This is a genomic window from Fischerella muscicola PCC 7414 (assembly GCF_000317205.1).
GTDB lineage: Bacteria > Cyanobacteriota > Cyanobacteriia > Cyanobacteriales > Nostocaceae > Fischerella > Fischerella muscicola.
On record NZ_AJLK01000109.1, the window covers coordinates 95818 to 119101 of the forward strand.

A 23284-nucleotide genomic window follows, 5' to 3' on the forward strand; every position below is an offset into this window, starting at 1 on the left:
CTATTGCAGCTCACCTCTTTCAATTCTGTCATTAGTCATTACTCATCAGAAATTTTTAATACCATGCGAGTTGGATTTACTGCTATCAGGCGAGACTCTGGCGTTGAACTGGAGTTAAGCGAACCGAAAAACAACAAAGAGACGGCTTTAGTGACATTAGCCCAGTTACCTAACCATTGTGCTTTGCTTATGGGTCGTCTTTACTACCAAGACGAGCTATTGGCGAGCCTCAAGCCACACTTGTCTTCTCAAAGGCTGCATGAATGCTCCTCGAATGCAGCTACCCTTGCGCTAGAGATATACCGTCAATTCGGAGCAAATTCTCTGGAGCGACTGGAGGGTGATTTTGCACTTGTAGTTTGGGATGTACAGAAGGCACAGTTAATTGGAATGCGAGATCCAATGGGAGGATATTCACTGTTTTGGACTGTGCAAGGAGACACGGTTGCCTTTAGTACCAGTATGCGGCGACTGCTGGATCTGTTGCCACAGCGATCGCTCTCATTAGAATATCTAGCTGACTTCTTAATCATGTCAGGGCAGAGAAATGAGGGTGCGACTGAAATATGTGCCTATAACGGTATTCACCGAGTCTTACCAGGAACAATAGTTTCTGCCCATCTCAATACTTGTCAGGTTGAGCGCCGCCGCTATTGGGATTGGCAGCAAAAATTCACTTTGCCAGACAGCAGCGATTTACCAGAAGTCGCCCAGCAGTATGCAGATGTGCTGCGGAGTGCAGTGCGGGAGCGGCTGCACGGACGGACTCTTGCCCACTTATCAGGAGGAATGGATTCTACTTCAGTGGCTTTGCTAGCACGAGATGAGATTGGTACTAGTAGAGGCTCATTACCACTGCACACACTATCCCTTGTCTACGAGGAACTCCCTGTCTTAGTTCGCGAGACACCCTACATTGAATCTGTCTTAGAGAAGGAGACAGAGATTGTTGCTCATCGGCTAATAGCAGATAAATTGTTAGATTTTGATAGCTTTATTGACACGCCGCCCCACGATGAACCGTATGCAGGTCTTTGGCGCTGGGCAATGGATTGTGCCACAGTGGAGGTTGCTAGCCAGGTTGGTGCAGTCACTTTACTCACAGGTATTGGCTCTGATGAAATCCATGATTTGCATCCGTATTATCTTAGTGATTTGCTACGTCAGGGTAGATTCCTAAAAGCATGGCAAGAAACAGTTAAATGGGCGCGGGCGCAGAATTCTAATCCCTGGGGGATTATCCAACCTTTTGGGATTGAACCTTTGGTAACAGCTTGGCTTCCTTTTCAACCCAGAAGCAATAAAACTCAACTAAACGCACAGAATGACTGGAGTATTCCCCCCTGGATTCGTCAAGATTTTGCCCAGCGCTATGCACTACAAAGCCGTACTAAGGAAAATGCCCGCAATACTTATCGTCTTTGTGAGCAAGTTGGGCTTTCTATTACCTTGAATGCTATTGATAGTAGACCTGGTGATGTGCTGCGATGGGCTGTAGCTGCAACCTTGGGGATAGCGATCGCTCACCCATTTCTTGACAGTCGCGTCTTAGCACTTGGTTTGGGCATTCAGAAGCGAATTCCTCCACAACCTGGTAGGATGAAGCCCATTCTTGGTGAAGCGATGCGCGACCTTCTCCCACGCCAAATTACTCAACGAAAGCGCAAAGGTCATTTCAATGAGGTGTATTATCTTGGTCTAACCAAGAATCTCCAACTTTTAGAAGAAATGTTAAAAATTTCTCCGATAGATGAACTTGGCATCTTTGATCAAAACATTCTCATTCAAGCTTTACATGAAGCTAGTCTGGGTGTGGCAAATGCGCGACAGTTGCAGCGATTAGATCTTTCTCTGTGCCTGATTAAATGGCTGAGTATGCAGGAGGAGTGGTTGCAAAGAAAAGAGTCAGCGAACGCCACTTTCCTAATTAACAGAGCAAGAGAGTAACACGTTTTATGAAGAGAATCAATTCTGTTTAGGAGCTAAGTAAGACTATGTTGACTAGCAAAGGTTTTCGTTTTTTATCATCAGTCATTATTATTGCTTTCTTTATTTCAAGTGGATGTTTGAGAAATAAAGTTTTTGCCCAGGCTGTAGATCGCGGAGTCTACAGATATTTTGAAACAGTATGCGCTCCCCCATTATACGATAGTTATGTCTCTGGACTTAGGGAGGCGCAAAATAGCTCTCTTCAGGGATTGGGCGCGACATTGGCATTACAATATCAGACGAAGATTAGCAATTGTCTAATAGCCATTGCCTTAATCTCTACTGAAAACAGGACAATATGTAATATTGGAGAAACTTACTTTCAAAAAGCTTCCGGACTAGCAGCTTCTTCCTACATAGCTTTTCAAAGAAATTGTGGACGATATTAATTCTTGTTTTAACTTTATTTCTGTCCGGAATTATGTGAGATTATTAATAGATATCTTGCGAAAGTTAGGATAATTCTTAATAACGTAGACTCGTAGCGGCTTCCGTAAAGTACACTCATGGAACACAGATGCACACAGATGGACATAGATTTTATCGGTGTTTATCGGTGTTCGTTTTTTTGAAATATAGAATTTTGCAATAGGTCTAATGACAAATTTTTGCGACCACACTTACATGAAGCCACTTTATAAACATATTCTAATATGATAGATATCTCTAAGGAAATTTGCCCAGAATGTCAAAGAGTAGAAAGATATTTAGAAATAGATATAAAGCGTTTATTCAACAAGTTGAAAACCTATAAGAGGAGGAAGCTGTCAGACCGCGAACAACTGTATATATGCCTATCACTTCTTGGCGAAGAGCCTCTTGATATTGCCAAAAGAGAATATTTCCAATATCTTGAGCAGCAAGTTAAAAGTCAGCACCCTGGGTTTACAGAAAAAGAAATCCAACAGAAAGTGAATGAATTAATCAGAGCGAAAGCTAGTGGTATTAAATCTTTTATTACCATTAATTTAAGTATGCCGCTCAAAGAGTTATTGTCAGAATTGGATAAGGATATAGATCCAGAAGCGGCTCGTCCCTCCTGGGCAAAAATAGTTTATATCTTGAAAGCTAATGGATACAAAAAAGAGGTAGAGACAATTCAAAAACGAGGGCAAAGAAAAAGGATAGTAATTGATTATGAAGGAATAATACTTCTGAAAAAAGTAGTTAAGATTTTGGAAAAATTTGAACAATATTTGGGTGATGTCGATCTGACAATTGAAGATATAGAGCAGGAAGATGAAGAACATGAGTAACAAAAAAGGAATAAATCATCTAACCCTTGAAGCTTCTGAAGAAGCATTCGAGTATCTACAGGCTCTCTTGAAATCAGGAGAGCTAAGTGAATTGCTTGGTGTTTCTGTATTAGATGTACGAGAAATTCCCATAACCGAAACCAAAGCTCTAAATCAAATAAAACAACCAGAAAACGTGAATTTGCGGCAATGGTTTGCGGGAATGGTTGAGGCGGGTTGGCTAGCAATAGAGCAGCTTTTAGATCCGCAACAAGTTGAGTTGGCATTTGGTTTTAGAAATGCAATAAGCATTGTTAGAGCTCAAAAGATTGACCTGGGGATGCAACTGGCACGAGAGTCGGTGGCATTAGTTGTCATCCTCCCGCCAGAAGCTGATGAGGAAGTAGACATAGTCGTACAGGTGCATCCGCTCGGACAAACGCATTTGCCCCAGGGAGTGCAACTTTTGGTGAGCGATAAGTCGGGAAATCAACTAGAAGCGCGATCGCGGGAGGCGGATAATTTTATCCAATTGGAGTTTAGTGCCAAAGACGGGGAAAGCTTCAGTGTGACTGTAATCCTGAAAGAAGTGAGGGTGACGCAAGAGTTTATAATTTAGGAACAATTGTTTTCCCGCCTCTGCTTTTTACCAGAGATTACTCAGCCTCCAGTGAGGTTGTCAGATGAAAAAATTAGTAGTGTTGAAGCTAGACGGTGACTTTGAACAGGGGTTTCGAGTCAGCCTGGAAGTTGGGGAAGAAGGGAAGCAACCCTCAACAGATATTAATGGCAAGTTGCCCCCATGTCTAGCAATACCCGAATACTACGAACGTTGGCGCTTCAGCTATCGTAGTTTGAATGGGCGCACTCGAATTAAATCCAAGAATGGGCAAACGACGAACGTGTCCTTCACCAGAGCTTGCTCTGATTGCTCTCAGGCGGCTAAGGAGTTGAGCGATCGCTTCAATACCTGGCTCCTATCTGACTCGTTTCGCGACCTTCGAGAGAAATGCATCGAGCATTTTACTCTATCCGCCGAAGATCGGATACGGGTAATCGTTCGCACATCTTGTCGAACATTGCAGCAACTCCCCTGGCATCAGTGGGATTTAGTCAAGCGTTACGGTCACATTGAAATTGCTATTAGCCCTCCTGAGTCTGAATGCCAGGGAAAAATCAAAACCTCCACTGACAGCAACAAGGTGAGAATTCTAGCGATTTTGGGTCATAGTGGTGGCATTAATATTCAGAAAGACCAAAAGATGCTAGAGCAATTACCTGGAGTAGACATTCGGTTTCTGGTAGAGCCGCAGCGCCAAGAGATTAACGACCAGCTGTGGGAGCAAGCTTGGGACATCCTGTTTTTCGCAGGTCATAGCGAAACTGAAGCCCAAACAGGTCGGATTTATATTAATCGCACCGAAAGTCTGAGCGTGGGAGATTTGAAGCATGGTCTGGAGATAGCAGTAAAAAAAGGCTTGCAGTTAGCAATTTTCAATTCTTGTGACGGAATGGGGCTAGCGTGGGAATTAGAGGAATTGCACATTCCGCAAGCGATCGTCATGCGCGAACCCGTAGCGGATCGAGTAGCACAAGAGTTTTTAAAGTATTTTCTGCAAGCGTTTGTTGGTGAAAAATCTCTTTATCAGGCAGTGGGAAACGCCAGGAAGCGGCTGCAAGGCTTGGAGAATCAGTTTCCCTGTGCCAGTTGGTTGCCAGCGATCTACCAGAATGCTGCGGCTGTGCCGCAGACTTGGTACTCATTGCGCTATGGAAATCAACAGGCGTCGCGGTTGCGTATCCTCCGCACTGCACTTGTAGCTAGTGTCGTGGTGACGGCTTTAGTGTTGGGAGTGCGGCATTTCGGATTGCTACAGTCACTGGAATTGCAGGCTTACGACCAGTTGATGCGGCTGCGCCCTGATGAACAACCAGATGATCGTCTCTTAGTGGTCACTATTACTGAAGAAGATCTTAACTATCAGGACAAGATGGGAATGAAGCGGCAAGGTTCCCTATCCGATGCTGCACTGGCTCAGTTGTTGAAGAAACTGGAACCCCATCAACCTAGTGCTATTGGTTTGGATATCTATCGCGATTTCCAGGTAAGTGATGGTCATAAAGATTTGGCAACCAAGCTACGGCAGAGCGATCGCTTCTTTGCTGTGTGTCAAGGCAGTAACCCGACAAATGGCCATATTGGCGTTGCGCCCCCGCCGGAAGTCCCAAAAGACCGCTTGGGGTTCAGTGATGTTGTGGTAGACCCGCATAATATTCTTCGTCGCCATTGGTGGTATGCCACTTTCAACTCCGACTCTCTTTGTCCAGCAGAGCTGTCCTTCAGCCTCCAGTTAGCGCTTTATTACCTAATACAAGAAAAGGGGATCAAAGTTCGAGAAACTCCAGAAGGTTACTTGCAGGTAGGTAACATTAGCTTAAAACCTTGGCATTTTCCTGCCGGAGGTTACCAGCAAGAGGAGGACTTGGGGTATCAAATGCTGCTCAATTATCGCACTCGTGGTAATATCGCCCGGAGTATCACCCTTACAGAAGTCTTGAAGGGTAAGTTCGATCCTAACTGGGTCAAAGACCGGATTGTCCTCATTGGTGTCACCGCTAAGAGCCAGAAAGATGATTTCTTTACTCCTTTTAGTCGCGACCCAGACCAAACGATGCGGGGGATATTTGTTCAAGGGCAGATGATCAGTCAAATTCTCAGCGCAGTGCTAGATGGGCGACCTTTATTGTCCGTATGGCAATGGTGGGAGGAAGCCTTCTGGGTTTTGGGCTGGGCAATAGGGGGTGGCTTGCTGGCTTGGCACTATCGACAACTAAAATACCTGCTCCCTGCGGGTGGAATTGTTATCTTTATTTTATCGGGTGTTTGCTTTATTCTTTTAATTAGAGGTTGGTGGGTGCCGCTGGTACCATCTGTGTTGGTTTTGATAGTGACTGGGGGATGGGTAGTATTGGTGGCCCGCCAGGTTATTTGGAGCGGCTCGCGCCATCAATTATGAATGGTAAAAAAAGGCATGATCAGCAGATAACTCTATTCTTAATTCTCACTGGTATACTCGCCAGCGGTACGGGAGTCCTGGCACGGCAGGCTGAACCAGAACGCTTGCTGACAACAGCCGTTAGCGAATCCTCCTTCCAACTGGCACTGAAATTAAAACTACCGCCCAGAGGCGCACCTGGCAAGCGGAGAACAGGCGCGGCTACTCGTGATTCTTGCCCAGAGCTGGCGAATAAAAATGAGCCGCTCACTGCCTTGGTACCAGGTACGAACCTGGGGTTAACTGTCGCCGAGCGTCCTACATTCTGGTTCTATGTTCCCTATCCGCCGACAAACCGACTCTCTGTAGAGTTTTTGCTGCGGGATAAAGAAGATAATGAAGTATACAGGGAGACGTTACCGCTTTTGGAAACACCAGGAATTATCAGCGTCCGTTTCCCGGAAACGACACCTCCCTTGGAGATTCAAAAGCTCTACAGTTGGCGCTTCTCTGTCATTTGCAATCCAACTAACCGGGCGGAAGATGTTTTTGTCAACGGTAAAGTGGAACGGGTTCCGCTTGCTCCTGCCCTGAAGAGTCAGTTAGCGGCAGCCACTCCACGAGAGCGCATTGCTCTATATGCAGAAAATGGGCTGTGGTTTGACACCCTAACCCATCTCACTGAACTTTATCGCACCCATCCGAAGGATGAAGCGCTCAAGGTTGACTGGGCCGATTTATGGCAGGGTGTGGGATTGGAGTATATCAGCTCAAAACCGCTGGTTCCCTGCTGCACTCCCTAGCAGTAGCGGTACTAAGCTGTTCCACATTTAATTTGCATATTAAGACTGTTCGAGGAGCAGAAAAGATGAGGTTTTACGTTTATTTGTACTTACCTATTTATGTATTATCGAATTCGTCTTCTCAGGATTGTTGCTGTCACACTGGTTTTGTCTCTAGGTTCTCCTTTCTTGCCAATTGCCAGAAGCCTGGAGTCTTTAGTAGCGCAGACACCAGCGGTTCAAGACCAAAAAGCCAAAGCAGATGATCTGTCTCAAAAAGGTGTCCAACAATTTCGAGGCGGTCAGTTTAAAGCGGCATTACAGTCCTTGCAACATGCATTGCAGATTTATCGAAATATTAGCGATCAGGCAGGCGAAGGCGAAATTCTCAATAGTATCGGAGCAGTTTACACCCATCTGAGCCAATACCCTAAAGCCTCGCAAACTTTGCAACAAGCGTTGGCGATCCGGAAGGAACTAAGAGATCGTAAGGGAGAAGGGGAAACGCTCAACAACATTGGAGAAGTTTACATCGATCTTGGTCAATATCCCAAAGCCTTGAAAGCTTTGCAGCAATCGCTGGCGATACGCAAGGAAGTAAAGGATAGGGTTGGTGAAGGCGAAACGCTCAACAACATTGGAGCAGTTTACACCAGTCAAAACGAACATCAGAAAGCTTTGGAGACTTTACAGCAAGCATTGGCGATCCGTCGAGAAGTGGGAGATAGCTTCCGAGAAGGGGAAACTCTTGCCAGGATGGGAGCAGTATACGGTCTTCTGGGTGAAAATTCCCGTGCGCTACAGTTGCTGAAGCTTGCTTTAGCAAAGAATAAGGAGGTAGGAAACCGCTTTTGGGAAAGCCAGACGATTCTTCTTACTGGATTGGTTTACAACCGTCAAGGTAAGTACGAACAGGCGCTGGAATTACATCAGCAAGCTTTGGTGATGCTCAAAGACATGAGTTCTCGTACTGGTGAAGCGAATGCTCTCTACAGCGTTGGAGACGTTTACCACAGTCAAGGTAAGTATCAGCAAGCACTAGAGTTATATCAGCGAGCCTTGGCGATTTTCAAAGAAATTGGGGATCGCTACAGTGAAGGTGCGATGCTCGGCAAGATGGGGCTAGCTTATTTCGATTTTAGTAAATATACCCAGGCTTTGGAGTTATATCAGCGAGCCTTGGCGATTTCTCAAGAAGTAGGCGATCGCCAGGATGAAGCATCTGTTCTCCTTTTCATTGGACTCACTCATAGCAAACAAAATCAATATTCCCAGGGGTTAGAGTCCTTTCAGAAAGCCTTGGAAATTTTTAAGCAAATTAATGACCGCCAGGGTGAAGCCTCTACTCTCTACCTCATTGGGGGAATTTACCAGGATTTAAGCCAGTATTCTCAGGCATTGGAGAAATATCAACAAGCATTAACAATCTATAAAGAACTAGGCGTTAGCGAAGCTCCTCCGAAGGAGGCTCGCTCTGGCATTAGGGCTGTTCTCAACAACATTGGGGGAGTTTACCACAGCAGAGGTCAGCATACAAAAGCGCTGGAGTTTTATCAGCAAGCGTTGGCAATTGCCAAAGAACTTGGCGATCGCTCTGGCATTGGATCTGCCCTAAATAATATAGGAACTACCTACACTGATCTAGGGCAGTACAATCGGGCGCTAGAGGCGCTGCAACAAGCGTTAGAGATTCGCAGAGCACTTGGCAAGCGTGAAGAAGAAGCAACTATTCTCGGTAACATTGGGAGTGTTTACAATCTTCTAGGTGAGTATTCCAAAGCACTGGAATTCTTTCAACAAGCCCTAGCAATTTCCAAAGAACTGGGCGATCACAGTGGTGAAGAGACAGCGTTGAATAACATCGGAGTTGTTTACGACAACCAAAGTCAGTATACCCAAGCTTTAGAGTTTTATCAGCAAGCTTTGAAGATTCGCAAAGCCATCGGCGATCGCGCAGAAGAAGCAACAACTCTCAATAACATCGGTAATCTTTATATTAAACAAGGTCAATATTCCCAAGCACTAGAGTTTCTTCAACAAGCCCTAGCGATTAGTAAAAGAATCGGCGATCGCAGTGGTGAAGCGACAGTGCTGAATAATATTGGGAATATTTACGATAATCAAAGCCAGTATCCCAAGGCGCTAGAGTTTTATCAGCAAGCGCTAGCAATTCACAAAGAAATTGGTAATCGTGCTAACGAAGGAAATACCCTTAATAACATAGGAGGAGTTTACAAGAGTCTGGGTCATTACCCAAAAGCGCTAGAGTTTTATCAGCAAGCGTTGGAAATTAGCAAAGCTATTGGCAATAAGGCAGGCGAAGCAGTTACCCTCAATAACATCGGAGTTGTTTACTCCAACCTCAGCCAGTATCGCCAAGCATTAAAGTTCCATCAGCAAGCGTTGGAAATTAGCAAAGCTATTGGCAATAAGGCAGGCGAAGCAATTACCCTCAGTAACATCGGCTCAGTTCACCAAGATTTAAGCCAGTATCGCCAAGCATTAAAGTTCCATCAGCAAGCGTTGGAAATTAGCAAAGCTATTGGCGATAAGGCAGGCGAAGCAACTCGCCTCAATAACATTGGGGTAGTTTACGACAGCCTCAGCCAGTATCCCCAAGCGCTAAAGTCCTATCAACAAGCATTGGAGATTAGCAAAGCCATTGGCAACCAGGCGGGCAAAGCAGCAGCCCTCAGTAATATTGGTCTAACTTACTCCAACTTGAGCCAGTATCCCCAAGCGCTAGAGTTTTATCAGCAAGCATTGGAGATTAGCAAAGCTATTGGCGACAAGGATGGCGAAGCAACTCGCCTCAATAACATTGGGGTAGTTTACAACCAACTAGGGGAGCATCTTCGAGCATTGGAGTCCTATAAGCAAGCATTGGAAATTAGCAAAGCCATAGGCAAACGGGCAGGTGCTGCCACTACTCTTAGTAACATAGGGGAAACTTACACCCATCTCAGCCAGTATGCTAAAGCGCTAGAGTTTTATCAGCAAGCGTTGGAGATTAAGAAAGCCATTGGTAACAAGGATGGCGAAGCTAGTTCCCTCAACAACATTGGACTAATCCACCACAAACTTGCAGACTATCTCAAAGCGCTAGAGTTGCATCAGCAAGCATTGAAAATTGCCAAAGCTGTTGGCAACCGCAATTTAGAATCAACTACCCTCGATAACATTGGTGTGGTTTACAGCGATTTAGGAAAGTCTTCCCAGGCTTTGAAGTTTCATCACCAAGCCTTAGAGATTAGAAAGGCAATTGGCAATCGAGATGGAGAAATGGCAAGTATACATAACATGGGGTCAGTTTACCAACAACGAGGGGAGTATCTTCGAGCATTGGAGTCCTATAAGCAAGCGTTAGAAATTGCTAAAGCGATCGGCAACCGTGCAGGCGAAGGGACTATCTTCAATAGTATTGGAGGTGTTTACGACAATGTCGGAGAGTATTCCCAGGCTTTGAAGTTCCATCAGCAAGCTTTAGCAACTTATAAAGAAATTGGTAGTAGACATGGCGAAGCAACATCCCTGAACGGCATTGGGGGGATTTACTATCAGCAGAAAAAATATACAGAAGCACGACAGTCTATTGAACAAGCGTTAGCAATTGTCAAAGACATTGGCGCTCAAAGCGATGAAGGAAGTACCCTCAATAACCTTGGGGTTGTTTACGCCTCTTTGGGAGAGGATTCGCGGGCACTGGATTTCTATCAGCAAGCCTTAAAGATTCACAAAAAAATTGGCAAGCAAGATAGTGCCGGAACTGCTCTGATGAATATCGGAGATTTTTATCTCAATCAGCAAGAGTATTCCCAGGCAATAGAATTCTCACAGCAAGCCTTGAAGATTTTCCAAGCGATTGGCAAGCGGCATAGCGAAGGCAATACTCTCAGTATTCTAGGACGAACATTCCTGAAATCCGGTAATCTTGCAGAAGCAGAGAAAACTTTATTGGCTGCAATGGCTATTGGGGAATCTCTCCGGGCTGGATTGCAAGATAATGACGCTTTTAAAATATCAATTTTTGAAAGTCAAGCTAACACCTACCGCTTACTACAACGAGTCTACATTGCTCAGAATCAACCGGAAGCAGCGCTAGAAATCTCTGAACGCGGTCGCGCACGTGCTTTTATAGAGTTATTAGCTTCACAGCTATCCACTGACGAAACCAATCAACCTACGATTGCTCAACCAACAATTGAGCAGATCAAACGAATTGCTAAAGAGCAAAATGCCACGATTGTCGAATATTCAATTACTTACAATGATGTTAGAACTAAAGGTAAATACCTGGAATCAAAGCTGTTTATTTGGGTCATTAAACCGACAGGAGAAATCAAGTTTCGCTCAGTTGACCTTATCTCCCAAGGTACTATTCTAGCAGACCTCGTTCCCAAGATGCGTGAATCTCTGGGCATCAACAGTCGCGGTGCTATCCAACATTTAGCTTACACTCCAGGTGATTTAGTCAGACTCAAGGACGATGAGGAAAGTGGTCTCAAAGAACCTTGGCAGGTGATCGGAGTTGATTCGGAGAGAGCTATGCTGATCCTCACGCACCCCCAGTTTGATGACGGGGTACAGATCTCACGTCCAATCAGCGACGCGATCGCCAAAGTGGAGTCCTCCCGAACTAACCAACAGCAATTACAAAATCTCCATCAACTGCTAATTGCACCCATTGCCGAGCTGTTGCCCACCAATCCAAATGACCGCGTCATCTTTATCCCCCAAAGGGAACTGTTTCTGATTCCTTTTCCTGCTCTCCAAGACAGCGACGGAAAATACTTAATCGAAAAACACACGATGCTGATAGCTCCCTCCATTCAGGTGCTGGAATTGACACATAGGAAAAGGAACAAGCTTCGTGGGAAGAAATTAGGATCGGCTCTGGTGGTGGGCAATCCAACAATGCCAACTATTCCCTTAACCAAACCGCCACAGCGATTATCCTCCCTACCAGGAGCAGAAGCAGAAGCAAAAGCCATTGCTGAACTACTAAATACCCAGCCCTTCCTCGGCAAGCAAGCGACAAAAGTTAATATCGTACCCCGGATGCAACAAGCGGGATTGATTCATCTAGCGACTCACGGATTATTGGACGATTTCAAGCAACTAGGAGTACCAGGAGCGATCGCTTTAGCTCCCTCTGGGGGCGATAATGGTTTCCTCACCTCTGGCGATATTCTAGGACTAAAATTAAATGCAGAACTGGTTGTTCTCAGTGCCTGTAACACAGGGCAGGGTCGAATTACCGGAGATGGAGTCATCGGTCTATCTCGCTCCTTAATGGCGGCTGGGGTCAAGAGTGCGATCGTCTCCCTGTGGTCTGTTCCAGATGCCCCTACAGCCGAGTTGATGAAGGAATTTTATCAAAACTATCTACAGCAGGGCATGAATAAGGTGCAAGCTTTACGCCAAGCAATGCTGAAGGCAAAGGATAAACACCCCAACCCAAAAGACTGGGCAGCTTTTACTCTGATCGGGGAGGCTGAATAAATGTCAGTTCGATAGAGCATTGCTGAACCTCACCTCCAACCTCTTTCTTGAAGTCGTAACAGGCAACCTAAAAGCATGACAGATGAAGTAAGGCTAGGAGCACTGAAAATTTTCTTAATTTAATTGCCACATTCTGCACCAAAAATAAGAGTTTGGGAGAGCTATTGGTAAGCCCCAAATTGATTTGAGGGGGGGATATCAAGGTGGTGGAAGATATGAGAAACCTTTACGATGGAAGATTAGGGAATTTGAGCAAAATCCTCAAATAAAGCAGGAAGCCCGCGCTCTACGCCAAGCGTGAGCGCTGGGTAATCTACTTACTTCCTGTATGTATAGTTTTCACCCATTTCAAACGCTTAGGACGCACAGACATGCGAGCGGTGGTGCTACTGATTACTATTAACCAGTGAAGCATATAGAGAGTACCACGCAAAGTCTGAAGCAGCAGCATAAAATAACTAGACAAATTTAGCCCCTTTTGTTTTCTGATCCGTACCAGACCAGCAAACATACCTGCCATTGACATTGTAATAGTCAAGCCTGTCATAGGACTAAGTATTGGTAGACGATGCCGAGCGATCGCCATCAATAAATCTGGTACTGCTGCTGTGGGTAAGATGTACTGGCTGAGCAGAAAAACTAGTAAATCCCAGGTTTTGCGGCTACCCATGCGGTTTTTGAGAATTAAATCCCAATAATCTAAATACCGCTGATAACCGCCTTCTGCCCAACGGTTACGTTGATGCCAAAGAGCGATCGCACTGACTACGCCCTCTTCTTCAACTGCGGGGTCAAAGACATTTTCAATGTCCCAGTTGTCTAGGTGTAAACGGAATGTTAGATCCAAATCATCAGTGATCGTCTCTTCATTCCAGCCACCACAACGTTTGAGTGCTTCTCGCCGGACAAATTGACCGTTACCCCGTAGTTCACCCAATCCACCAATAACAGTCCGCCCTTGTTGGAAATAGGCATCTAATGCCATTTCTGCCATTTGTCCCTTTGTCCAAAAGTTTTCTTTGGCGTTGGCGATCGCTTTTCGCACTTGCACCGCCCCCACCTTTTGACGTTCAAACAAGGGAACAACTCGTAGCAGTATGTCTGGTGGAACTTGAGCATCAGCATCAAACACCGCCAAAACCTCACCCTTAGTTAGTGGCAAAACCTGATTCAAAGCTCCAGATTTGCCGCCACCTGCTCCTGGTGAACGTTGCAGAATTTTTAATTGATCGTATTTTTGGGCTAGTTCTGCTAAAAACTGCGGCGTGCGATCGCTGCTGTTATCATCAATAATCCAAACTTCGTACTTTCCTTCTGGGTATTCCAGACTGCAAAGATTTTTGACGAGTTTGCCAATCACAGCTTCCTCGTTTTTTGCAGCTACTAACACCGAAACATAGGGGTAATCACCCTCTAATTGCTCATGAGTCCGGCGGGGTTTAGCAAACACCAGCACAAATACATGAAGCCCGATGATAGTAGTCAGTCCTAGTACGAACAAATAACCCCAAGAAACAAGATGCAACGCGATCGTGCTACTCCAGACCATAGTTAGAACTAGAGCAGCTTTGCGTCTGCGACCTTGAAACCGGGATGGATGAGACACACAAGGCGATGTCTCTTCTTCTAACTCCTCTTCCACCGCTAGCTCAGAAAGCAAAGAGTCAAGCGGATCAAGCTCTTTGTAAGAATCGTTTTCGGGCCAGAAATTCGCTGGCATAGGTCACTTGATTTAACCACCAGTATTTGTCAACACCCATAAAGAAGCTGGGTATTAGGTAACACCAAACTGTACACCCCTCACACACTTTTAACTTACCTTGAGATTGGCGGTAATTTTCTACCTCCTCCGACTCCCGATAAAGTTCGTAGAGCCGCCCCTGAATAGGAACTCCGGTTTGGGCAAAGTGATAACAAGGTAGCAACAGCTCGTCGTTAGGAGAAATTGCAATGACTGCATCTACCGCTTTGCAGCGGGGATTTTTAGTGTCATTGCCCCCAGCTTCAATAAAAGCCAATGCAGCCTTATTGTACCCGACATTTTTGTATTTCTTGGCAGTAGCTTCTATTGCCGCCACCATTTGAGGAGTAGGATTTTTATTGGAGTTATAGTGTTCATGGGCTGTAAAAGCAGGGTTCAGCCAGACGCGCACGCCTAAATTTTTACCCAGTTCAGCCACTTCATCAATACGTTCGTAGTTTTGGGCAGTGACGGTATGATTGAGTACTGGAAATTCTCCCAGAGACTTAGCAATTTTTACCGACTCGACCAAATTGTCAAAAATTTTCACTCCACGCGAGTGATCATGAGTCTCTGCATCCGCCCCATCCAAAGAGAAATTCAAAAAGTCCACTAAACCCTGAATTTCTTTTGCTTTGTGCGGATACAAAATTGTATTTGTGGTCATACTAGTATAAAAACCTTGGCGCTTCGCCTCGATATATATCTGACCCACATCTTGCCGCAACAGTGGTTCACCACCTGTGAAGTCTACATATTTAACTCCCAGACGGCGTAAATCCTGCAAATTATGTTTGATCGTCTCAAAATCAGCTTCTTTTCCTGGCTCTAGTGCCCAAATGTTACAAAAGTGACATCGAGCATTACAACGATAAGTCAAGTAGTAGTTTGCAACCAGTGGTGCCATAAAATCCTATAGTGTTAAACCACTAAAGTTTTCCTTAAGACATCTTTAAACGTAGTTTACACACAGTCAATCATTATTTAGTTATTTGTCATTTGTCATTGGTTAGTGGTTGATTGTTGGTTTTTGTAGAGACGTGCCATGGCACGTCTCTACATTAGTTAGTGGTTAGTTGTTTGTTTTCTTCCTTGTCCTCCTTGTCCTCCTTTCCTTGTCTCCCCACTGCCCCTAATCCCCACTCCCTGTCGGTCGTGGGGGCCGGTGAGTTCCCCATCACCCCACCTCCCCACCTCTTTAATAGAAAGTGTGCATAACAACACTTATTTTGGGAACACTATGTAGGATCACTAGTATCCTTCGTTGTCAACTTACGTGAGGAATATTTACAGTATGTCTTTTGAGCAACTTCAGCCTGCGACGCCACAACAAGCAAATGTCTACTTGCCATATATTCAAAGCAGCAAGCGCAATTTCTTACCCTACGCCATTAGCCTCTATCACAAAGGTGTTGTGGAAGGACACCGCAAAATAGAAGGCAGTGAGAATGTCCCTTTTGTGGCGACTTGGAATACTGCCACCCTACCCTCAGACTTAACCCGTTGCCGAGTTCAGTTTGAAGGTAACGCAGACCTAAGTTATGAAGTGATGATGGCTAGCTTCGAGTTTATCAATTTTTTAATTGAGATGATGGAAAATTATAAACGCTATCGGCTGACTGATTTTTCTCAGACCTTTTACCGTAAACTCTTGCGGATAGATGAATGATATTGGTTAGTGGTTAGTGGTTAGTAGGTAGAGACGCGATGTTCCTCGCGTCCGTACAATAGTAGTTAGTGGTTATTCCTCCACTCCCTCCATCTCCCCACTGCCCCTAATCCCCACTCCCTTAGGGAAGCGGGGGCCGGTGAGTTCCCCATTGCCCCCCAACCCCACAAAGTGGGACCCCTAGCCCCCCATCTCCTCATCTCCCCATCTCCCCACCTCCCCATCTCCCCACTGCCCCTAATCCCCACTCCCTTGGGGGAGTGGGGGCCGGTGAGTTCCCCATCTCCCCATCTCCCCACCCCCTACCTCCCTAATGTCTCCTCTAGCAACAACGCGATCGCACTAGTTCGCCCTAAAATTAGGAAACACCAAGCAAAGGTTGTGCCGACTTTTGAATTTAGGAGTGCATGTGTGCCAAAATCTGCTAAACATTTGCTAATTGGTTCGACGGAGGCTTACAGTGGCAAGTCTGCAACTGTCCTGGGTTTGTCTCATCTGCTACAGCAAAAAGGATTGGATGTTGCCTATGGCAAACCCATAGGAACTTGTTTAAGTGAGTCTGCTGGTAGCATGGTTGAGGAAGATGTCCAGTTTATTGCAGGTAGCCTCAATCTGCCCGAAAACTGCATCGTACCATCCATGCTGGCTTTAAATGAAGCCACAATTCAAAAACGTCTGCGCGGGGAAGACAAAACCGATTATTGCCAAGCTTTAGTACAGCAATATCTACAAATATCGGTTGGTCATTTGGTGTTGCTAGAAGGGCCAGGTAATCTGGAAGAAGGCAGTTTGTTTAACTTGTCTTTACCACAAGTGGCTGAAATAATTGATGCTGCTGTGGTGTTAGTTAGCCGCTATCAATCGCTGCTCTCGGTTGAGTCCTTGCTGTCTGCCAAACAGCGACTAGGAAAACGTCTAATTGGTGTCGTGATCAACGATGTTCCTGCACAACAAATACCAGCCTTGGATAATACTATCCGTCCATTTTTGGAACAGCAGGATATAGCTGTGTTAGGAATATTGCCGAAAAACGACTTGTTACGTAGCGTCAGCGTTCGTGAACTAGTACATCAATTAAATGCTGAAGTTCTTTGTCGCAGCGATCGCTTAGATTTAATGGTGGAAAGCCTAGCAATTGGGGCAATGAACGTCAACGCTGCTGTTAAGTATTTTCGCAAACGTCGAAATATGGCAGTAGTGACAGGGGGCGATCGCGTCGAAATTCAGCAGGCAGCTTTGGAAACTTCCACCCAATGTCTAATTCTGACTGGACAACTACCACCACCGAATTTCATTCTCACCCGCGCTGAAGAACTAGAAATCCCCATCCTATCAGTAGATTTGGATACCTTAACTACTGTGGAAATTGTGGATCGGACTTTTGGTCAAGTGCGCGTCCACGAACCCATTAAAGTCCACTGTATTCGTAATTTAATGGCTGAACATTTTGATATTGCTCGTTTGCTCAGCCTCCTGGATTTAAGTCCAGCAGCTGCTTTGCCATAAATTATACCCATTTTCTGAAATATGGCTACCGATAATGACACGGTGACGCGGAGATTGATGTGTAGCAGGATTTATAGAGAATTGGGATTAGATTCCTACCTAGTTGAATTGCTGTAAATGAAGATGGAGGGCATAGGCACGGCAAAGCCGTGCCTTAGGTTATTTTCAGGTATATATAATCTACAAACCAATGTACCAGACGTGTCATGGCACGTCTGGTACAACTACTAACTACTATCCACTAGCCATTAACTAGATTGGAATTTTCGGGAAATCCAATTGATGATACCACTAACAATTGCACCACCCATGAGGATTCCAATTGCTGGGTTAAAAACAGGTTGCCAGAGTTTGTACCATAAATCTAAACCTAAGGGTACTCCTGACGCTTTGCCAATCACTGCGATCGCTAACCAGCCAAAACCAAACAGAACAAGAAAGACATCGACTACTAAAATTAGGTTAAGCCAACTTAAAAATTTTTCTTTCATAAGCTCAATATGAATAATGTTGGTAGTTGTTGGTTGTTTGTTGTTTGGAACAACCAACAACCAACAACCAACAAACAACAATACTCCTAATTTTCAAATAACCAATTTTTGACTTTTGCCAAACTCTGCCAATCCGGTTTTCTCTTAAAACCATCTTCAATGCTGTCTTTGATTTCCTGTTGCCATTCGGGGCTAAGGGTTAATAATTGATTAGCAGCATCAATATGTTGGCGTAAGCCTTTTTGGTTGGTTTCCAACATGGCAACAGCAAGATTGACCCTTGCCTGTGGGTCTTGTGGGTTTAACTTTACTGCTTTTTGTGCTGCCTTGAAAGCGGAGTTGGGTTTGTTATCCAATAGATACAACCACGCTAAACAAGTCCAAGCAGCACTACTTTTGGGAGCGCGATCGCAAACCTCTTTAAAAACAGGAATCAAAGTCTGTGGTGATTCCCCAGCTTTATAGCGTTCTAAACCTGTATCAAACAGGGATTCAACTGTTTGAGTCATAGTGAATTGGTCAATGGTCAATTGTCAATGGTCAATTGTCAATGGTCAATTGTCAATGGTCAATAAACTAAATGTATAGACGCGCTGTTTGAAGCGTTTTTACAACTGTGAACACTTGACAATGGACAATTGACACTTGACTAAACACCAAATGACTTCCCACATCCGCAAGTTTGGCTGGCGTTGGGGTTGGTGAATTGAAAGCCTCCACCAATCATGGCATCGCTATAATCAAGCATTAAACCATAAAGATATAATAGGCTCTTGCGATCGCAAACTATTTTGAAGCCGTCATAATCAAAAACATCATCATTTGGGGTGATTTTACTAGGGTCTTCAAAGTCCATCAAGTAAGACATTCCAGAGCAACCCCCTTGACGTACTCCCACCCGCAAGCACAAGTCTTTGCCGCCTTGTTTTTCCTGCAACAATTTCACTTGCCGCAATGCTGCTTCGCTTAACTGAATTCCCCTTTGTGAAGACTGAGTTGCCTGTGTCATCTGCTTTTTTAACTCCTTATGTGGTTATCGATTACCCTATACAAGTAAAGCGGGAACCTTTAACCCAAAAGTTTCGTCATTGGGTAGCCCCGAAAATTTTCACAGACGCCTTCCAACCACGCGTCTATAAAAGCTTTTTTATCCATTTTAGCGATATTGATGTTCTAGGTTGCCAAATTGTAAATACTCCGTCAAAAGCACGCAAAGATTTTTATTCTAGAATTGAGAGATTCAATGTGTTTAGAGATTCGCTATTTTTGGAGTTTCAGCCTTTGGCAGCCCACAGTTAGGATTACTCTTAATTCAACAGCCAAAGGAGTTTTCATTGGAGACTAGCCCTGACTCAAAAGTGTATTTACAAATCCCTTGTTTTGATTCACTTACTCTATGACAAGTTTTAATCGCTCTACCAGCCGTCGTTTACGGAAATTAACTCAAATTCCTTCTGTATGGGAGGGCGATCGCCGTCCATTGTCATCACCAACCCAGCACTCAGACTCCGAAACTAAGGGCGAATGTATTCTGTGGGTGGATGGTACACAAGGCATTGTGCGGGGAATGGACGTAGTACCTCCAGAAAGTGGGCCAGAGGCAATTGTTCGCACTTTGATGCGAGCAATGGAGCATCCCCACAGTCCTGCTAAACCTGCTCGTCCCCAAAGAATTGTGGTCAGAGACCGGGAAATACAATTTTACTTACGTGGAGTTTTACAAGATTTAGATATTGCTATTGATTATTCACCTGATTTACCTCTAATTGATGAACTGTTTCGTGGGTTTGCCGAAATTCTCGACTCTCAAGTTCCCGAATTACCTCCACAGTATGCAAAAGCTTTGCGAGAAAAAGCATTAGCAATTTGGCAAGCTGCTCCCTGGGAATTATTAGAAGAACAGCAGATTTTATCAATCGAGATCAACAAATGGGATGTTGGCACACTCTATGCCTCAATGATGGGGATGCTGGGGATGGAGTATGGAGTACTTTTATATCGTTCAGAAGATTCACTCAAGCATTTTCGAGCCACAATTTTAAGAGAAGACGAATCACAAGGACATTTAGAAGAAGCTTTCCTCAAACAAGATTGTCTGTTTCTGACTTTTGAACATGCTGACGAAACAGACGAAGAGGAAGAATTTGAGGATTTAGCAAAACTGCCACTGTCAGAAATTGAACCCACATTTGGTAATATTCATCCTCTCGAGGGACTACGCTCGGTTTTATACGATGAAGAAGCACTGATAGTATACGTTGCCCTAGAAAGCCTTAACCGTTTTATTCGCGATCATCGTCGTCATTTGGGTAGCGGTTCTTTTCCTGCTTTGAGTCGTCGCTACCGCATTTCTTTACCTGATTCTTGTGATGAGCAAACAAAATCAGTAGCTATAACTGTCTCTAGTATGCCGGAATTGGCAGCAGAGTTAGAGGAAATGGCAGGCTATGAGGATGAAGAAGACTCAGAGGATGAGGAGATAGAATCTGAATCCACGCCGATGTTTAGGTCATTGCGAGATGACTTAATACCGGAAGACTCTTTTCTCAGCTTGGGTGTAGTGTCTTGGGAAATGTTGGAGTATTTACGTCAAGGAGTTAATTACCATCAAGCAGGAGAAATTAAGCCAGTAGGAGATGGTCTGCCAGTTATTCTAATTCAAACTTCGCGTCCCAAGGCTAAGACTGTAATAGAAAATATAGAGAAAGCAGGAGGCCTGAAAGCAATTTGCTTCAATCCTGGTGCTGATCCTTTTGGTGGCGATCGCTATGATCTGGGTTTACTGCAAACTCAAAATGGCGAATTGTTCTTGTTTGGGGAGTTCTTAGATGATGATCCTGTTCACGTTGAAGCCAGAAAAAAATGGAATCAGCGCTGTAAAAATACTAAAGGTTACTGCGGTTTGATCATTGCCAAAGGACTTACTGGTGCTGCCCGTGGTAATCCTCAGTTGCGAGATATGATGGCTTTATTTGAGGCGCGATCGCTTTCACCTAAAGACTTGGGTATTGGTACTCTCCAGCTAATGCCGCAACTGCAATTTGAATAACAAAGTCTGAAAAAACATAGGGGGTATGGGGGTATAGGGGAGCCAGTGCGCCCTTGGAGGTTCCACGCCACGTGACGCCAGGTGACGCCACGTGGCGTCCAAGACTGCAACCCCCTCACCGCTTGCGCGTCTACGTGGCGGAAACCGCCTTTTTGGGGGGCTGCTTCACCGCACTGGCTCCTCCGTTGTAGCACAAGCGCGTGTGTAAGGGTGTAGAAGAAAGATTGTGTTTCTTTCATATGTTGCTATTAGCGAACGCGAGTACGTGCCGGAGATATTCGCCGCTAGTGCTTGGCTTACATTGTAATAGGTAATTGGCCCATTACTTATTATCCCTTCACAAAATTGACTCTTCCTACACTTTTACATTCTTACACCCCCACATTCATTTTCAAGACAGATATGTCTTAACTGTTCAACCTGAAACTGTATCGTGAATTTCACTTTACTTATTTTTTTGGGAAGTTTTTTATTTAAAGATTGCAAAAATTAAAAATGAATTATTAGTAATAGCAACTCACAGAAACTTTACTATCTACTTTAAAAATCATAATTTTTTTATTTATGTAATATGCATTTTGCCTTTCTTTAAAGTTTCTGTAGAAAAACCTAATGATTTTGCCACTAGTTACTTGTAGATTTTAGGTAAAATTATTTACATTTTATGGCTACTGACAACTATCAAATCTGTTTCCGGAAATAAAGTATAAACAAATACAAAGCATCTAAAAAAACCGATATCAATCTAAGCTAAATATAGTTTAGAGAAATATACTTTTTGTATGATGTGTATTTTGGAAATTTTATAAATATTGCTTAGCTCAACACAATCAAATGTAATATTTTTACTATTCCTTATTAAAATTTTCATAAAAATAAAAATCTAATTTTAAGTACAAATTCAGTAAAGATTAAGTAAAGGCAACCAATTCAATTAGAAAACATATACAATGGGAACATCAATAAATAGGGTGTTTATACAGCAATATTTACAGTATTAATATATGGAGATGAATGAGAACCCAGATAATGATTTAAAGGGTTTACTACAACTAGAAAAACAATCTGCTGTTTCATATTTAGCTCAACAATGGGCAAAAAAGTATTTACAGAATGTAGAACTGAACTACTTCTATGAAGATAAGCAAGATGCTATAAACTTCAAAAAAGTAGTATCTCCCGAAGGACGAAAAAGAACAGTGCAAAAGCTAATGAATTCACTGCGTACTGTGAGTTTACAAGCTTGGAACAAAACAGAAGCATTGTTGTCAGAGGAAATCAAAAGGCATCGTATTGATCCAAAATTAATCAATCCTTGGGAAATAACAGCAGATTCTTTTGAGATATACGAACAAGCATTGCATCTATACATCCAGCAACAATCAAGTCACAACTTATCTACACAAATCCCACCAGCAAATACAGAAAGTTCACTGTCTGAAAGAATTCAGCAGATGCAAGCACAACATTTTGTTTCTACTCAAATGGCAACAATCATTAGCACAAATGTTGGTTTGCTACGGCAGAAATACACACAACATGATCCAAGAGTGATTGGCTTTGTGAGTATGCAGTTTCACTATACTAACCTTGGCTTACTACAAACTCTTTCATCTTTGGAACAAATTGTACTTGGCAGTTACTTAAAAGTCATAGATGACCACTTATATATGCCATTACAGCGTGCTTATTATGCAGCCGCCGAGCATGATTATAATTCTCATGTTTTAACAGCAGTACAAACACTTTTACCTGTTAGTACACTGATTGCCAATAAAATTTGCCAAAAGATAATTGATCTTTACCCTAATTATCATTCCCACTCTGGTTTATTAAGTGAACCACTAGTCAGGCTTTCCAGTATCAGGGATGTAGAAATGTTCCAGGTTTATCTTTGGGTTTGTAGCTTAGAGGGAAGCGTGAATGCAATTCAACAAGAATTGTTCCCATTATGTGCAATGCTCTACCCAAGATTAAAAGTTCAATGGGAACTAATTCGCTGTATGCTGCACCTTTTACAGCAAGAAATTTCTCAGCATTTGAATACTAAACAAGCTAATACCTTGATGCCTTATTTACAGGTGTTGTGGCACATGTTTTCCCCAAAAGTATTTGGCGAACTTATATTGTAGAGGTAGCTAAGTTTTTTGTATATTGCTATCCTCTAACAAATAGTTATTTATTTAGCAGCAATCTTTTTTGCTAAATTATAAAATCTTTGGTCAAGCTTGATTATTCCTCAGCAGAGTTCCTGTTGTGTAGTAACCAATATACGCTATTGTTCCTGTCACAACAACACTTTATTCATTTGTTTTTTGATTCTA

At 43.8% G+C, this 23284-nt stretch carries 18 protein-coding genes; 12 read left to right on the forward strand and 6 right to left on the reverse strand.

All coding sequences use genetic code 11. From position 1 onward, the window contains the following. The first annotated feature begins 3 nt into the window (after positions 1-3). The 5 genes from UYI_RS0116150 to UYI_RS0116170 all read left to right on the forward strand — a co-directional run bounded on the left by UYI_RS0116150 (position 4) and on the right by UYI_RS0116170 (position 6241). Positions 4-1947, forward strand: a complete 1944-nt coding sequence (locus UYI_RS0116150; protein WP_146003909.1) for an asparagine synthase-related protein — start codon at positions 4-6, stop codon at positions 1945-1947. A 47-nt stretch (positions 1948-1994) separates the two neighbouring features. After that, entirely contained in the window at positions 1995-2378 is a 384-nt protein-coding gene (locus UYI_RS0116155; protein ID WP_016867681.1) for a hypothetical protein, read from the forward strand. A gap of 264 nt (positions 2379-2642) precedes the next feature. Next, positions 2643-3245: a hypothetical protein gene (locus tag UYI_RS0116160; RefSeq protein ID WP_016867682.1), complete on the forward strand. Its 603-nt coding sequence runs from the start codon at positions 2643-2645 to the stop codon at positions 3243-3245. Next, entirely contained in the window at positions 3238-3843 is a 606-nt protein-coding gene (locus UYI_RS32765; protein WP_157226353.1) for a DUF1822 family protein, read from the forward strand. Before UYI_RS0116160 ends, UYI_RS32765 begins: the two co-directional genes overlap by 8 nt. 64 nt (positions 3844-3907) lie before the next feature. Continuing rightward, positions 3908-6241: a CHASE2 domain-containing protein gene (locus UYI_RS0116170; protein ID WP_016867684.1), complete on the forward strand. Its 2334-nt coding sequence runs from the start codon at positions 3908-3910 to the stop codon at positions 6239-6241. 19 nt (positions 6242-6260) lie between these two features. Here the strand turns inward: UYI_RS0116170 and UYI_RS39005 are convergent, their stop codons facing one another. Next, positions 6261-6491 (reverse strand): hypothetical protein, encoded by a 231-nt coding sequence (locus UYI_RS39005; RefSeq protein ID WP_235147955.1) that lies wholly within the window; start codon positions 6489-6491, stop codon positions 6261-6263. A 4-nt stretch (positions 6492-6495) separates the two neighbouring features. Between UYI_RS39005 and UYI_RS32770 the strand changes: the two genes are divergently transcribed. After that, positions 6496-7023, forward strand: a complete 528-nt coding sequence (locus UYI_RS32770) for a DUF928 domain-containing protein (RefSeq protein ID WP_235147956.1) — start codon at positions 6496-6498, stop codon at positions 7021-7023. 99 nt (positions 7024-7122) lie between these two features. Next, positions 7123-12504, forward strand: coding sequence for a tetratricopeptide repeat protein (locus UYI_RS34145; RefSeq protein WP_016867686.1), 5382 nt, complete (start codon positions 7123-7125; stop codon positions 12502-12504). A gap of 313 nt (positions 12505-12817) precedes the next feature. Here UYI_RS34145 and UYI_RS0116185 read toward each other — a convergent pair whose 3' ends face one another. Both UYI_RS0116185 and UYI_RS0116190 read right to left on the reverse strand, forming a co-directional pair. Next, positions 12818-14224 carry a glycosyltransferase gene (locus tag UYI_RS0116185; protein WP_016867687.1) on the reverse strand — a complete coding sequence of 469 codons (1407 nt, stop codon included), beginning with the start codon at positions 14222-14224 and terminating at the stop codon, positions 12818-12820. Beyond that, positions 14178-15152 (reverse strand): radical SAM protein, encoded by a 975-nt coding sequence (locus UYI_RS0116190; protein WP_016867688.1) that lies wholly within the window; start codon positions 15150-15152, stop codon positions 14178-14180. The genes UYI_RS0116185 and UYI_RS0116190 overlap by 47 nt, the downstream gene beginning before the upstream one ends. A 387-nt stretch (positions 15153-15539) precedes the next feature. On the opposite strand from UYI_RS0116190, the gene ebsA reads away from it, so the two are divergent. Continuing rightward, complete coding sequence (gene ebsA / locus UYI_RS0116200) at positions 15540-15914, forward strand: type IV pilus biogenesis protein EbsA (RefSeq protein WP_016867690.1); 375 nt, start codon at positions 15540-15542, stop codon at positions 15912-15914. A 411-nt stretch (positions 15915-16325) separates the two neighbouring features. Beyond that, entirely contained in the window at positions 16326-17420 is a 1095-nt protein-coding gene (locus tag UYI_RS0116210) for a phosphotransacetylase family protein (RefSeq protein ID WP_016867692.1), read from the forward strand. Between the two features lie 248 nt (positions 17421-17668). Here the strand turns inward: UYI_RS0116210 and UYI_RS0116215 are convergent, their stop codons facing one another. The 3 genes from UYI_RS0116215 to UYI_RS0116225 all read right to left on the reverse strand — a co-directional run bounded on the left by UYI_RS0116215 (position 17669) and on the right by UYI_RS0116225 (position 18920). Next, entirely contained in the window at positions 17669-17911 is a 243-nt protein-coding gene (locus UYI_RS0116215; RefSeq protein ID WP_026085987.1) for a hypothetical protein, read from the reverse strand. 86 nt (positions 17912-17997) lie between these two features. Continuing rightward, complete coding sequence (locus tag UYI_RS0116220; RefSeq protein WP_016867694.1) at positions 17998-18420, reverse strand: tetratricopeptide repeat protein; 423 nt, start codon at positions 18418-18420, stop codon at positions 17998-18000. A gap of 140 nt (positions 18421-18560) precedes the next feature. Beyond that, on the reverse strand, positions 18561-18920 hold the full coding sequence (locus tag UYI_RS0116225; RefSeq protein ID WP_016867695.1) for a HesB/IscA family protein: 360 nt from the start codon (positions 18918-18920) through the stop codon (positions 18561-18563). Between UYI_RS0116225 and UYI_RS37685 the strand changes: the two genes are divergently transcribed. The 3 genes from UYI_RS37685 (at position 18914) to UYI_RS0116240 (ending at position 23092) form a co-directional block, all read left to right on the forward strand. After that, positions 18914-19210 carry a hypothetical protein gene (locus UYI_RS37685; protein ID WP_016867696.1) on the forward strand — a complete coding sequence of 99 codons (297 nt, stop codon included), beginning with the start codon at positions 18914-18916 and terminating at the stop codon, positions 19208-19210. The two genes, UYI_RS0116225 and UYI_RS37685, sit on opposite strands and share 7 nt — an antisense overlap. Before the next feature lie 97 nt (positions 19211-19307). Further along, positions 19308-20960, forward strand: a complete 1653-nt coding sequence (locus tag UYI_RS0116235; protein ID WP_016867697.1) for a DUF6930 domain-containing protein — start codon at positions 19308-19310, stop codon at positions 20958-20960. A gap of 1004 nt (positions 20961-21964) precedes the next feature. Further along, a complete protein-coding gene (locus UYI_RS0116240) occupies positions 21965-23092 on the forward strand; it encodes a hypothetical protein (protein ID WP_016867698.1) in 1128 nt (375 codons plus the stop codon). The last annotated feature ends 192 nt before the right edge of the window (positions 23093-23284 follow it).

Bases quoted from the DNA above. Each gene is read 5' to 3' on its own strand.
- ebsA (WP_016867690.1), top strand. From the start codon at position 15,540: ATGTCTTTTGAGCAACTTCAGCCTGCGACGCCACAACAAGCAAATGTC.
- UYI_RS0116155 (WP_016867681.1), top strand. From the start codon at position 1,995: ATGTTGACTAGCAAAGGTTTTCGTTTTTTATCATCAGTCATTATTATT.
- UYI_RS0116215 (WP_026085987.1), bottom strand. From the start codon at position 17,911: ATGAAAGAAAAATTTTTAAGTTGGCTTAACCTAATTTTAGTAGTCGAT.
- UYI_RS0116170 (WP_016867684.1), top strand. From the start codon at position 3,908: ATGAAAAAATTAGTAGTGTTGAAGCTAGACGGTGACTTTGAACAGGGG.
- UYI_RS0116190 (WP_016867688.1), bottom strand. From the start codon at position 15,152: ATGGCACCACTGGTTGCAAACTACTACTTGACTTATCGTTGTAATGCT.
- UYI_RS0116240 (WP_016867698.1), top strand. From the start codon at position 21,965: ATGGAGATGAATGAGAACCCAGATAATGATTTAAAGGGTTTACTACAA.
- UYI_RS0116225 (WP_016867695.1), bottom strand. From the start codon at position 18,920: ATGACACAGGCAACTCAGTCTTCACAAAGGGGAATTCAGTTAAGCGAA.
- UYI_RS34145 (WP_016867686.1), top strand. From the start codon at position 7,123: ATGTATTATCGAATTCGTCTTCTCAGGATTGTTGCTGTCACACTGGTT.
- UYI_RS0116185 (WP_016867687.1), bottom strand. From the start codon at position 14,224: ATGCCAGCGAATTTCTGGCCCGAAAACGATTCTTACAAAGAGCTTGAT.
- UYI_RS0116160 (WP_016867682.1), top strand. From the start codon at position 2,643: ATGATAGATATCTCTAAGGAAATTTGCCCAGAATGTCAAAGAGTAGAA.
- UYI_RS0116235 (WP_016867697.1), top strand. From the start codon at position 19,308: ATGACAAGTTTTAATCGCTCTACCAGCCGTCGTTTACGGAAATTAACT.
- UYI_RS32765 (WP_157226353.1), top strand. From the start codon at position 3,238: ATGAGTAACAAAAAAGGAATAAATCATCTAACCCTTGAAGCTTCTGAA.
- UYI_RS0116220 (WP_016867694.1), bottom strand. From the start codon at position 18,420: ATGACTCAAACAGTTGAATCCCTGTTTGATACAGGTTTAGAACGCTAT.